The following is a 12092-nucleotide window of genomic DNA, read 5'->3' on the forward strand; positions in this document are numbered from 1 at the left end:
TGGGCTACTGGTCATCCTTTCGGGCCGGCAGCACAAGAAGCGCGTCCCCGACGGGACGTTCCGCTCCTCCCGACGGGTTGTTCAGGACTTTTCCATCGGCAACGGCCGTTGTTGAGCCGCCCCCGTCCAGATTCATCGCCTGAACCATCCCAAGTGACACAGCGACGTCGGCCTCTTCCTTCAAGCTCAGTCCCAGTGAGGCGGTTGAGCGTCCGTCTGCGGTGACAAGCATGGTTCTACCCTGGGCGTCGGTCCCGGCGAAGGTCCGGGGGTTCCGCTTGTGGACCCAGCCGTAGTAGAAGCTGTTTCTGTCGTTGGGATGGACCATGCCGTCTTGTTTGACTGTGACACGTTCACTACCGTCCTTGACCAGCAGCGGGCCACCGTTCACGACGCTGGTGGCCTCGTTCGCGTGGAAGGCTTTACCATCCTCGCCACGCAAGCCGGCGTCGATCTTCAGCTTCGCGCCCACCGGTGCGAGTGCGCGTAGCCGTGCGACGTCGGTTCCGGTTGCCTGGATGGTGTGTCCGCCCAAAGGAATCGCCGCGCCGCGGGTTTCGGCGATGGAAGTAACGGTGTCGTGGCTGTCCACTGTCACCTCAAGGCCCGCACCGGCGGGAGTGGACGGGCCGAACTCCGGGGTGAAGGTGACGAGCTCGTTCGGGTTGGTGCAGGTGACGTCCTGGAGTGGGCGCGCGGTGGGAACGTCGTTGGCGCCGCCGCAGTTTCGGATCAGGCCGGGGACCCGGTCTATGCCGTCCAAAGCCGCTTCCCCGGAAGCCGAGGAGATTTTCCCGGCCCAGGTCAGTCGTTGGACGCTGGTGGCGTTCTTCTTGCCATCAATGACAAGGGCCGGGCGGTCGGCGACAGGTTCGCTAAGGGTCTTGCCCGCGTACACGCCAACACCGGCGGGGTCTCCTTCGGCACCGGCCTTCGGGTCGAAGACAAAGAAGCCAGCTTTGACTGCGGCGATGGCGTGCGCGTCGGAAGCCAGTTGGCTCGCCGTCTCCCGTTTCTCCAGATCCGGGCCGAACGAGGCTGCGAGCTGGCCTTGGTATTTTTTTGGGTCGATCGTGATGACTTCAAGGTTCCATGGTCCGCGGGTCTTCGTGCTGGTCCCGGCGTCGCCGTCCCAGCCTGAGTAGATCACTGACGAGGCAAAGCCGGCGGCTTTGATCTTCGCGACGAGAGGGGCTCCGACGGCCTGGGCGGCGAGGCGGCCGGCGCGGACCCGGTATCCGAGGTCGCCTCCGGCGTCGGCAAGCTGCGGCGACTGGACATGTTCAACGCGGGCATCGACGCCGGCGGCTGTGAGCTTATCGGCGGTGCGTTGCGCGGTGGCCTGGCCTGAGAGGGCGGAGGCTGGTGCGTCAGGATCCGGTGAGTCTGAGGGGATGGCAACTTCGGCTGTCCAGAAAAGCGAAGAGTCTGCGCCTCCGCGGCTGATCTTGGTCAGGGTGACGCCTGGCGCGAGGGTCATCACGGTTCGGGTCTCGGGCAGGTCAGCGGCGCCAAGGTTGAGGTGGGCGCTCCGATCCTTGCCGTTTTCGCTGCTCTGGCCACCATCCGCGTGGGCTTGGCCCAAGGGGCTGAGGATCGCTGAGCAGACGGCGAGGACCAGGCCGCCAGTCAGCGCACTGCGGGACTTCAGGGGGAAGTTCATGCCGTCCACCGTATAGAGACTCGACGGAGGATCCGGGCCCATGTGGCGGTTTGGGGCGCCTATTGACCCAACCTTCACCCCACGTTCACTTACTCAACTGCCAGGATGCGGGGGTCCGAATAAACGCAGGGCAGAATGGAAAGCATGCCCCTCACCACGTTCGCCCTCGTCCGCCATGGCCAGACAGATTGGAATGCGCAGCGCCGGCTGCAAGGATCCACCGACATTCCACTGAACGACGTCGGCCGCGGCCAGGCGCGCGACGCCGTCGCCGTCCTGTCCGCCTACGAATGGGACGCGATCGTATCCTCGCCGCTGAGCCGGGCCGCGGAAACCGCCGACCTGATCGCCACAGGGCTGGGCCTCAGCGTGGACCGGCGCGTGCCCGAGCTCGCCGAGCGTCACTTCGGGCGGGCCGAGGGCCTGCAGGCCGGCCCGGAACTGGACGCACTGCTCATCTCTGGCAGCCTCCACGGCGCCGAAAGCGAGGACGAGGCAGCCTCCCGCGGATTGACCGTGCTGGAAGCACTCGCCGACGAATTCCGCGGCCGCCGCATCCTGGTTGTCGCCCACGGCACACTCCTCCGCGTGAGCCTCAACCGCGCCATCCGCCGCACCCTGCAAAGCATCGACAACGCCGCGCTCAACCTTGCCCACCACCACCCCGTTGACGGCTGGCAGCTCGAATACTTCAACGGCGAGCGGGTTATGGAGGCAGTCCAGAGTTGACCGTTCCGACGCCGCTTCGGCATCCGCGCCACGCCGCGCGACCGCAGAGAGACATATCGGCCACCGTTACTTCCCTGAAGGCCGCCCCTCAATCGTGACGGTGCCGGCGTCGCCGTCGACGCGGATCTGTTGGCCGCTGGCAATCCGCTGGGTGGCCACTCCGGTGCCGAGCACCGCCGGGATCCCATACTCCCGGGCCACGATCGAGCTGTGGCTCAACGGGCCGCCGACGTCGGTGACCACGGCCGAGGCCATCGCGAACAGCGAGGTCCATGCAGGCGTGGTGATGCGCGCCACCAGGACATCTCCGGGCATCATCTGTGCAAAGTCCTGGGGGCCGTTGAGGACCCGGGCAGGAGCAGTGACCCGGCCCGAGCTGGCGCCTACCCCTTTGATGACGTCGCCCTGTTGTCGCTGCGAGCGTGCCGGCATCATCCCCCCGAAGCTCCGTTCCATCCAGCGGCTCTCCGGCAGCAATTGTGGAGCCGCCGCCTTGGCCTGGCCGCGCCAGAGCATCTTGCGTTCCTCGATAGCCTCGGCTCGAACGGGCCTTTCAGCTCCTGTAATCGTCCCCTCCCCCGCAAGGCCGAACTCGACGGCGGTCCGCAGCTCCTGCTCGCGTAACCAGAACACGTCGGCAGACTGGGCGATGACCCCGGAGGCGGCCAGCCTTTGACCAAGCTCGAGCAGCATCTGCCGCATCAGCGGCCAGGCCAGCCCGACGTCGGCCAGTGCATCCTCACGGATCGGAGCGGATTTCTGCGCCCACCGAAGCAGACGGAGGAACAAGGCCCGGCGGCTGCTCCCGATCCGGGTCCCCCCGAGCCGGGCGAGCATTCGGCTGGTTTGGTCTTCCCTGCGGGCAGCCGAGAGCCGCTGGCGCTCGTGCGGGTCATGGCCCTGTCCCCGCAGGTAAAACTTCACCGCGTCGAGCAGCGCCGAGGGGTCGTCGGCCGGCACCGGACTGAGGAAGTCCAGATTGTAGACCGCATGGCCGAACCGGTCGAGGTGGGCCTGGAAGCGTCGATGCCATTGCTGCCAGAGTGCTTGGTCCACGCCGGCAGGCGGGAACCCGGTGCGCTGCGACTCGGCCAGTGCCGCCGTCGGTTCGTCTAGGATCGCCGAGGCCAGACCCTGAACCTCCCGGGCCCATGCTGCGAGGTCGTACAACGATTTCTCTGCCCGGATGGGTTCGCTGTCGTAGCCGAGGAGGAAGGTCTCGGCCGGAGGATCTCCATCGCGTCGGACGAGTTTGTCGTAATACGCGCGGAATGAAATCTCGCTTGTGGCAGCGATCGGGATGACTGACTCCACGGCGGTGTAATACACAGTTCCTGAGTCGAGCAACGTCTGGACGCCCTCAAGCAGTTCGTCTCCCGAAAGCTCGCCCACAGGCTTTGCCGACCAGTCCTTGACCACTTGCTGATAGCGGGGGTGGGAGAATTCCCGCCATCCGGCCACGCCCATGTGGGCCTTGCCGCTAGCCAGGGCGCGTACCGCGCTCACCACCTTTCCCATCACCCGCCACATTGCTGAGGTGCGGTAGTAATAGTAGGCGTAGCCATTGATGGTGGGCAGTCCGACGTCGCCGTCCCGTACGACGGCGCTGCCGACGGCCTCGTTCATCAGGGTCTTGAGCGAGCGGGTCACCGAGCCGTCAATGAGATCGGCGAACAACGGCGAGAGCGGGTCGGGCAATTGCTCCACGATGCTCGCCCGGAAGTAAAGCCCCTTGGGATAGGGCACCGGCCAGGTATCCGGGGTGTCGGCGGTGGGTTCGGGTAGTGCCGTGATGGGCCGGGATTGCAGCATGAAAAATTCGCCGCCTGCTCGTGCCCACTCGATGTCCTGCGGAGCCCCGAAATGTTCGGCAATCCGTGTTCCATAGCGGGCCAGTGCGGCCACGGCCCGGTCGTCCAGTACTGGCTGGTTCCGGCGAGCCGCCGGAACCGGCTGCTCCCTAATTCCCTGACCGGCAGTTCCTTGGCCCTCGGCGGCGCCGTCCGCGTAGACAGTCATCGTTTCCTTGTTTGCCGTCCGACGCGACAGCACCCGCTCGGTCCCGGCATCGACGACGACGTCGTCCGTGGTGACCGTTCCGCTGACCACGGACTCGCCCAGGCCCCATGCTGCGCCGATCACGATCTGGTCCCGGCGCCCATTGGCCGGATTAGCCGTGAACATGACCCCAGCCGCCTCGGCCTCGACCATCCGCTGGACCACGACGGCCAGGCGCACCGTCTCCGGTCCGATGCCTTCACGGGCCCGGTAGGCCATGGCGCGTGCCGTCCATAGCGAAGCCCAGCAATCTGTGACCGCGACGGCCAAGGCTCCCGTACCACGGATATTGAGGTACGTTTCCTGCTGTCCGGCGAAGCTGGCCGAAGCGAGGTCCTCGGCCGTGGCAGAGGAGCGGACCGCTACGGCCTCGTCCCCGTCGCCGAGGCTTCGATAGGCGGCGCCAAGCTCGTCGGCAATCCCGGCCGGCATGGTGCCTCCGGTGAACAAGGCGCGGATCCGCTCCGCGGCCTCCTCATAGTCCTGCGGCGTGGCTTTCGGCGACAGGGTAGCCAGCTCTTGGATGCCCACCTCGAGGTGATTTGCATCCACAAAAGCGGCATAAGCCGCAGTGTTCAATACAAACCCCGGAGGGACCGGCACCCCGGCCTGGACCAGGCCGCCCAGGCCAACACCCTTGCCACCGGCCACGGCGACATCGCCGTTTCCCACATCGCGTAAGTCGTTGATGTACGTCACCACCGTGCGTCCATTCTGTCCGCAGCCGGGCCGGATTGAATCGCCCTTGTTCCCAACATACTGGCACGCCCACGGGCAAGAGGCCACAGCTCACGGTTTCATCGGGCGACGGCCGGACCGCCCTAGCGCCACACGATGCGATGTGTCAGCATCGCCGTCGACCATGCCGGGAGGCAAGCGCCCTGTGGCGCGGGACCCTTGTCGCTGCCCCCTCCACCGGGTGTAATGGACGCACGACGGCGACTCCCGCCGTCGTGCGTCGAAGGAGCCGCCATGTTCGCCAGCCCGTACCCGGACGTCGAGATCCCCGAGGCCACGCTCTACGAGTACCTCTTCGGCGGGCTGGATGCCGCAGGCCTGGACCGGATCGCCATCGTGGACGGCATGACCGGCGCCGAGACAAGCTACCGCGAGCTTGTCACGCGCATCGACGCGCTCGCCGGCTGGCTCGCGAGTCACGAGGCCGGGCCGGGGACCACCGCGGGCCTGTTCTGCCCCAACATTCCGGCGTTCGCCGTCGTCTTCCACGGGATCCTCCGCGCGGGCGTCGCCGTGACCACCGTCAACTCGCTCTACACGGCCGAGGAAGTCGGCCGCCAGCTCACCGACGCGGGCGCCTCCTGGCTTTTCACCATCTCGCCGTTCCTTGAGCGGGCCGAAGCCGCGGCGCAAGCGGCCGGGATCCCGGCCGAGCGGCTCGTGGTGCTCGACGGCGGCGACTTGGCTACCGCTGCTGGACATCCTTCGCTCGCTGAAGCGCTCGGCGCGGGCCTCCCTGCTCCTGACCTGCGCATCGACCCGCACTCCCCCGCCGTCATTCCCTATTCCTCGGGCACGGGCGGCGCCCCGAAAGGCGTCATGCTCAGCCAGTACAACCTCGTGGCGAACGTTGCCCAGAACAGCGGCTTCGGGTTGACTCCCGACGATGTGCTCCTCGCCGTCCTCCCGTTCTTCCATATCTACGGTCTGACTGTCCTGCTGAACCTCGCCTTTGCCGAGCGTGCGCGGCTCGTGACGATGCCGAAGTTCGACTTCCCCGAGTTCCTGCGCATCACCCAGGACTACCGCTGCACCTACCTGTTCATCGCCCCGCCAATCGCGGTCGCGCTCGCGAAGCACCCGCTCGTCGACCAGTACGACCTCTCGTCGGTCCGGGTCGTGGTCTCGGGGGCGGCGCCGCTCGATGGCGAACTGGGAGCCGTCGTCGTGCGTCGTCTCGGCTGCGTCATGCTCCAGGGGTACGGCATGACCGAACTCAGCCCCGTCTCCCATTCAATTCCCCTTCGGGACGCGGGCACTGTTCCCCTTGATTCGGTTGGCTACGCCATCCCCAACACGCAGTGCAAGCTCCTCGACATTGCCACCGACGAAGAGATCCCGCTCCCCGCCGACGGGGAGACCGGGCGCGGTCAACTCCTGGTCCGGGGCCCGCAAGTCATGCTCGGCTACCTCAACCAGCCGGACGCGACCGCGGCAACGATCGACCCGGATGGCTTCCTCCGCACAGGTGACATCGCTACGGTTTCGGCGGGCGGCGTCGTGACCATTGTGGACCGACTCAAAGAGCTCATCAAGTACAAGGGCTACCAGATCGCGCCCGCCGAGCTCGAGGCGCTCCTGCTCACCCACCCCCAGATCGCGGACGCCGCGGTCATCGGCGTCCACGCGGACGACGGCGAAGAGGTGCCGAAGGCGTTCGTCGTCCGGCAGGCTGGGGCCGAGGTCGGGGACGAAGACGTCATGGAGTTCGTTGCCATGCACGCCGCGCCGTTCAAGCGGGTCCGGTTCGTCGAGTTCGTCGACGCGATTCCCAAGTCGGCGTCGGGGAAAATCCTTCGGCGCGAACTGYGAGCGCGGGGATAACGTCTGGCCTCATTGGCTCCTCGATTCTGACGAGAGGACCCGCAGGACCTGCCGTGCGGTTTCTTCCCATCGCGGCAGCACCCGGCTGGCTGCCGCAGCCGCATCCCACCACTTCTGCCGCAGGGTGGAATCGCTGAGCCACTTCTCAAGGACTTCCGCCAAGGATCCGGTTCCTGAGGCTAGATCGATGGCTTCGCCGGCCCCGYGGGCTCCAAGCGCTTCGACGGCTCCRGTTCCGCTGCGGACCACCACCGGTATGGCGTGTGCCAGAGACTCCTGGACCACCAAGCCGAAGGATTCCGAGTGCGAGATCAGCAAACTGAGATCTGCGCGGAGCCACTGTTCCTCCAAGTCCTCGCCTGAGAGTTCACCTCTCAGCTCCACCCGGCTTTCGAGCCCATGTTGGATGATGCGCTCCCGAACAGCCGCTGCGTAGGACGGGTYGGACGCGGTGGAACCCACCAGCGCCGCTGTCCACGCCAAATCCCGGATCCGTGCCAGGGCCTCGACAAAGAAGATCTGGTCCTTATTGGGCAGTAGTGCGCCAACCATGATGAAGTGGAATGCCTGCGATGCCCCGGGCGGCCTTGCTTTTCCCCTCGGGCGATCTACCCTCGGGCGATCTACACCGGGGGTCGCCAGGTGAACGTTTGGCAACCCCCACCGCTTGACTTCTTCGGCAGTCCCGGAGCCGGTGCACAGCACGCCTGTCGCTGCGCGGAGTGCGCTCCTCCCAAGCGGCTGTTCTGCAGACGGGGCCATGTGAAGCAACACCCAGACACGGTGCCCGGCAGCGGTTGCGTGCTCGATTTCGGCTGGTGCGCCTACTGCGATCAAGCCATCCACAATGCAGATGGGCAATTCATCCCCGGCGAGCGCCGCCGCTAGCTGGTTCTTGTCTCTGGCGGTTCCGGAAGGCCAGTCGCCGGGAAGGCTCCGAACCGCCACTTCCGCGCCTTGGGCACGCAGGGATTCAACCAGCCTCTCGTTGTAAATGTTTCCACCTGAACGATGGCGCACATTTGCGGGCACAAGCATACGGACCTTGATCAAAGGCTTTCCCTCCATTCACGCCGGCGAACTACTTGCTCGGCTCACGCAACGGGACGGTAGCTCGGTCACGCCGCAACTATAGCTGGCGGAAGACGTCGTCCAGGGGGGCTTGCAGTTCCGGTACTTAGCGATACTATGTATTAGTAGCTAGTAACACTGAGTAGTTGAGGAGACGTCCGATGGGCAAACAGATGACGGAGATGCTCAAAGGGACACTCGAGGGCATCGTCCTTGCGCTCCTGACCGGGAACCCGGCGTACGGGTACGAAATCACCACGCTGCTCCGGGCGAAGGGCTTCTCCGATATCGCAGAGGGCACCGTGTACGCACTGCTCGTCAGGATCGAACAGAAAGGCCTCGTAGACGTCGAGAAGCGTCCGTCCGAAAAAGGCCCCCCGCGCAAGGTGTACTCGCTCAACGAGCAAGGCAAAAAGGAACTGGACGAATTCTGGAACACGTGGAGGTTCCTGTCCGAGCGACTGGAACAGCTCCGAGAAGGAGGAAATTAACATGGCCGCAGGGTGGATCGAGCAGCTCACCGGATCGCTCGAACAGAAGAAGCAATACCGGCAATACAAGACACGCGTGGAGCAGCTTCCCGCCGACTATCGCACGGCAGCGATGGCACTGGAGAGGTACCTGATGTACTTCGGGCCCATCACGAAGGGCGATGTGCTGTTGTCGATGCTCGGCGACCTCGCCGATCTCTTCGAACAGAGCGTCGCGGACGGAACGCCGATCCGCGGAATCGTCGGTGACGACCCCGTGGAGTTCGCAGAGACGTTCATGCGCAACTACACGGTTGGCCAATGGATCAACAAGGAGCGAGAGCGCCTCACCAAGGCGATCGACGCCGCTGCTGGAGACAGCGCGAAGGAGACGGACTCATGAGCTACGCAAGCACCACCCGCGAACCTGCAATCAGCGTGCGGGGCATGGAAAAGTCCTACAAGGAGCTGCACGTACTTCGCGGAGTGGACTTCGACGTGGAACCGGGCTCCATCTTCGCCCTTCTCGGCTCTAACGGAGCAGGAAAGACCACGATGGTGAGAATCCTGTCCACGCTGCTGAGCCCAGACGCCGGCACAGCCATAGTGAACGGATTCGACGTCGCAGCGGATCCTCTCCGCGTTAGGGAGTCCATCAGCCTGACCGGACAGTTCGCCGCGGTCGACGAGATCCTCTCCGGTCGGGAGAACCTGGTGTTGGTGGCCAAGCTGCGGCATCTGAAAGACCCAGGCGGGGTGGCGGATGATCTCCTCGCACGCTTCAACCTCGCCGATGCGGCAACGCGAAAGGTGTCGACGTATTCAGGAGGCATGCGACGTCGCCTTGACATCGCCATGAGCCTGATCGGGCAGCCGGAGGTCATCTTCCTCGATGAGCCGACCACGGGACTAGATCCCGAAGCACGCATCGACGTCTGGCAGATCGTCAAACAGCTCGCCACGCAGGGCACCACCGTTCTGCTCACCACGCAGTATCTGGACGAGGCCGAGCAACTTGCGGATCGGATCGCCATTCTTCATGAGGGGCGCATCATCGCCAACGGCACTCTCGCCGAACTGAAACAACTACTCCCGCCAGCGAAAGTCGAGTACGTCGAAAAACAGCCGACTTTGGAGGATATCTTCCTCGCACTTGTGGGAAACAACGGCAAGGTCGAGTCAAGTAAGGAAAGGTCATGAGCAAACACTTCTTCGGAGACACGGCCGTCCTGCTGGGCCGCTCCATGCGCCACATCTTCCGCAGCGTGGACACCATCATCACCACCGCGATCACTCCGATCGCCCTCATGCTGCTGTTCGTCTACGTGTTTGGCGGTGCGATCAGGACAGACGCGGGCGACTACGTCAATTACCTGCTGCCCGGAATCATGCTGATCGCGATCGCGTCGGGCATCGCGTACACCGCCGTTCGTTTGTTTTACGACATGCAGAGCGGCATTTTCGAGCGGCTCCAGTCCATGCCGATCGCGCGATCGTCCGTACTTTGGGCACATGTTCTGACCTCGCTGGTGGCCAACGGGCTCTCCCTGGTGATCATCGTGCTGGTGGCCCTTGCCATGGGATTCCGCACTTCGGCAAGCCCCCTGGCATGGCTCGCTGTCGCCGGAATCCTGGCGCTGTTCACCCTGGCACTCACCTGGCTCGCGATCATAGCGGGACTAACAGCGAAGTCCGTGGACGGTGCCGGAGGATTCTCCTACCCGCTCATCTTCCTGCCGTTCATCAGCTCGGCTTTCGTGCCCACGGCCACCATGCCAGGTCCCGTGCGCGCCTTCGCTGAGAACCAGCCGGTCACGTCGATCGTCAATACAATCCAGGACCTGTTCGCGCAGCGCCCGGTCGGCAGCAACATCTGGATCGCTCTCGCTTGGTGCGTCGGCACACTCGTTCTCGCCTACGTCCTCGCCATGGCCGCCTATCGGCGCAAGATCGCCTGAGGAGTATCGGGAGCCACAGGGTCCCAGTGCCTCGTCTTCAAATTCAGAGCCCCGCTGCAGCGGCAGATCAAGAGGCAGGTGGGAGGATGGGCGAATGGAATTGCACATCACTGGCGACCCCGCCGCCGACCAACTACTCAGCGATGACGCGTTCGCACTTCTCATCGGCATGCTGCTTGACCAACAGGTGACCATGGAGTCAGCGTTCGCCGGACCCGAAAAGATCCGGACGCGCATCGGGTCCGTGTCCCCTACCACAATCGCCGAATATGATCCCGCAGGCTTCGTTGAGATCTTCAAGGAGCGTCCGTCCGTCCACCGCTTCCCTGGCTCCATGGCCAGCCGCGTCCAAGACCTCGCCGCGATCGTACAGCGTGATTGGAATGGGGACGCAACTGCCATCTGGACCAAAGACGACCCCGACGGCCAGGAAGTGCTCCGCAGGTTGAAGGGCTTGCCCGGTTTCGGAGAGCAGAAGGCAAAGATCTTCCTGGCCCTACTCGGCAAGCAGTGCGGACTCCAAGCACAAGGCTGGCGTGAGGCAGCCGACCCCTACGGCAAGGAGAGCGCATTCCTTTCCGTCGCCGACATCGTCGACCCGGAATCGCTAAGAAAAGTGCGTGCCAGCAAGCAGGCCGCCAAAGCCGCCATCAAGGCCGCGAAGGCTTCCGAGCGCTAATGCATAGAACGTGGATCCGGGCCGTTCATGCCCTGTTCGCCCGTTAACGTGCATCACGCTCGCGCCTCACCGGGCACGCGCTCGCTGAGGAACTCCTCCCAGGTCCTCCGCCCGACAGCCCGGTCCTCGGACAGGTTGGCGCCCTCCCGGATAGCCTTTGCCGCCCTCCCGGGCATGGGTACGGGGACGAGGACGCGTCGCTGGCCGGCCGCGGCGAGATATGAGCGGATGAGGTCATCCAGCGGGTAGGAGACGGGCCCCGCGAGATCGGGCACGAGGCCCGCGGGATCGCCCAGAGCGAGCTCGACGAGCCGGTCCGCGACCTCACCGGCGTCGACGGGTTGGAACCGGAAGCCCCTTGGCACTGGAATGACCGGGAGCTTGGCCATGGTCCGCGCAGTCAGCAGCGTCAATTCAAAAAACTGGGTTGCCCGGAGGGTGCTGAACGCGATCCCGGAGCCGGCCACGATTAGTTCCGCGTCCCGCTTGGACGCGAAGTAGCCGAAAGCCGCACGGTCGAAGCCGCTCACCACCGGGATCGTGTCCGCCCCCACGACGGAGATGAACACGAGGTGCGTGACACCCGAGCGGGATGCCGCGGCGACGAGGCGGCGGGCCTTCCCGCCGTCGCCCTTCTGCGCGCCCGCGCAATGCACCACCGTGCGGACGCCTTCCAAGGCGGCCTCGACTCCGTCGCCCGTGTCAAGGTCACACGTCGCGAACTCGACCCCCTGCTCCGGCGGAGGAGCGTGACGGCCGGCCACACGCACGGCGCGTCCCGCGTCCACCAGGCGCGAGGCCACGAGCCGTCCGAGCGTGCCGGTTCCGCCTGTCGCGAGGATCGTGGAGTTCATGGCCTTTCTCCTCTCCCGGACCGGTTGACCAGCCCTTGTCGGTGTCGC

The 12092-nt window shown here is 65.1% G+C and carries 11 protein-coding genes; 7 read left to right on the forward strand and 4 right to left on the reverse strand.

Going from position 1 to position 12092, the window contains the following annotated elements; all coding sequences use genetic code 11:
• Positions 1-4: 4 nt before the first annotated feature.
• Positions 5-1663, reverse strand: coding sequence for a phosphodiester glycosidase family protein (locus AC1DLO_RS20420; RefSeq protein WP_476891458.1), 1659 nt, complete (start codon positions 1661-1663; stop codon positions 5-7).
• 144 nt (positions 1664-1807) lie between these two features.
• On the opposite strand from AC1DLO_RS20420, the gene AC1DLO_RS20425 reads away from it, so the two are divergent.
• A complete protein-coding gene (locus AC1DLO_RS20425; protein ID WP_476891459.1) occupies positions 1808-2392 on the forward strand; it encodes a histidine phosphatase family protein in 585 nt (194 codons plus the stop codon).
• Between the two features lie 66 nt (positions 2393-2458).
• Here AC1DLO_RS20425 and AC1DLO_RS20430 read toward each other — a convergent pair whose 3' ends face one another.
• Positions 2459-5149, reverse strand: coding sequence for a PEP/pyruvate-binding domain-containing protein (locus AC1DLO_RS20430; RefSeq protein WP_476891460.1), 2691 nt, complete (start codon positions 5147-5149; stop codon positions 2459-2461).
• A gap of 273 nt (positions 5150-5422) precedes the next feature.
• On the opposite strand from AC1DLO_RS20430, the gene AC1DLO_RS20435 reads away from it, so the two are divergent.
• On the forward strand, positions 5423-7012 hold the full coding sequence (locus tag AC1DLO_RS20435) for an AMP-binding protein (protein ID WP_476914586.1): 1590 nt from the start codon (positions 5423-5425) through the stop codon (positions 7010-7012).
• A 9-nt stretch (positions 7013-7021) separates the two neighbouring features.
• On the opposite strand, the gene AC1DLO_RS20440 is transcribed toward AC1DLO_RS20435, so the two are convergent.
• Positions 7022-7960, reverse strand: coding sequence for a glycosyltransferase family 4 protein (locus AC1DLO_RS20440; RefSeq protein ID WP_476914587.1), 939 nt, complete (start codon positions 7958-7960; stop codon positions 7022-7024).
• 284 nt (positions 7961-8244) lie between these two features.
• Between AC1DLO_RS20440 and AC1DLO_RS20445 the strand changes: the two genes are divergently transcribed.
• The 5 genes from AC1DLO_RS20445 (at position 8245) to AC1DLO_RS20465 (ending at position 11190) form a co-directional block, all read left to right on the forward strand.
• Positions 8245-8574, forward strand: a complete 330-nt coding sequence (locus AC1DLO_RS20445; protein WP_184734763.1) for a PadR family transcriptional regulator — start codon at positions 8245-8247, stop codon at positions 8572-8574.
• A gap of 1 nt (position 8575) precedes the next feature.
• Complete coding sequence (locus AC1DLO_RS20450) at positions 8576-8956, forward strand: DUF1048 domain-containing protein (RefSeq protein ID WP_476891463.1); 381 nt, start codon at positions 8576-8578, stop codon at positions 8954-8956.
• Positions 8953-9753, forward strand: a complete 801-nt coding sequence (locus AC1DLO_RS20455) for an ABC transporter ATP-binding protein (protein ID WP_476891464.1) — start codon at positions 8953-8955, stop codon at positions 9751-9753. The genes AC1DLO_RS20450 and AC1DLO_RS20455 overlap by 4 nt, the downstream gene beginning before the upstream one ends.
• Entirely contained in the window at positions 9750-10511 is a 762-nt protein-coding gene (locus AC1DLO_RS20460; protein ID WP_184734757.1) for an ABC transporter permease, read from the forward strand. Before AC1DLO_RS20455 ends, AC1DLO_RS20460 begins: the two co-directional genes overlap by 4 nt.
• Before the next feature lie 94 nt (positions 10512-10605).
• A complete protein-coding gene (locus tag AC1DLO_RS20465) occupies positions 10606-11190 on the forward strand; it encodes an HhH-GPD-type base excision DNA repair protein (RefSeq protein WP_476891465.1) in 585 nt (194 codons plus the stop codon).
• Between the two features lie 53 nt (positions 11191-11243).
• Here the strand turns inward: AC1DLO_RS20465 and AC1DLO_RS20470 are convergent, their stop codons facing one another.
• Entirely contained in the window at positions 11244-12044 is an 801-nt protein-coding gene (locus AC1DLO_RS20470; RefSeq protein WP_476891466.1) for an SDR family oxidoreductase, read from the reverse strand.
• Between the last annotated feature and the right edge of the window lie 48 nt (positions 12045-12092).

This window comes from Arthrobacter sp. 01T419, assembly GCF_056398865.1.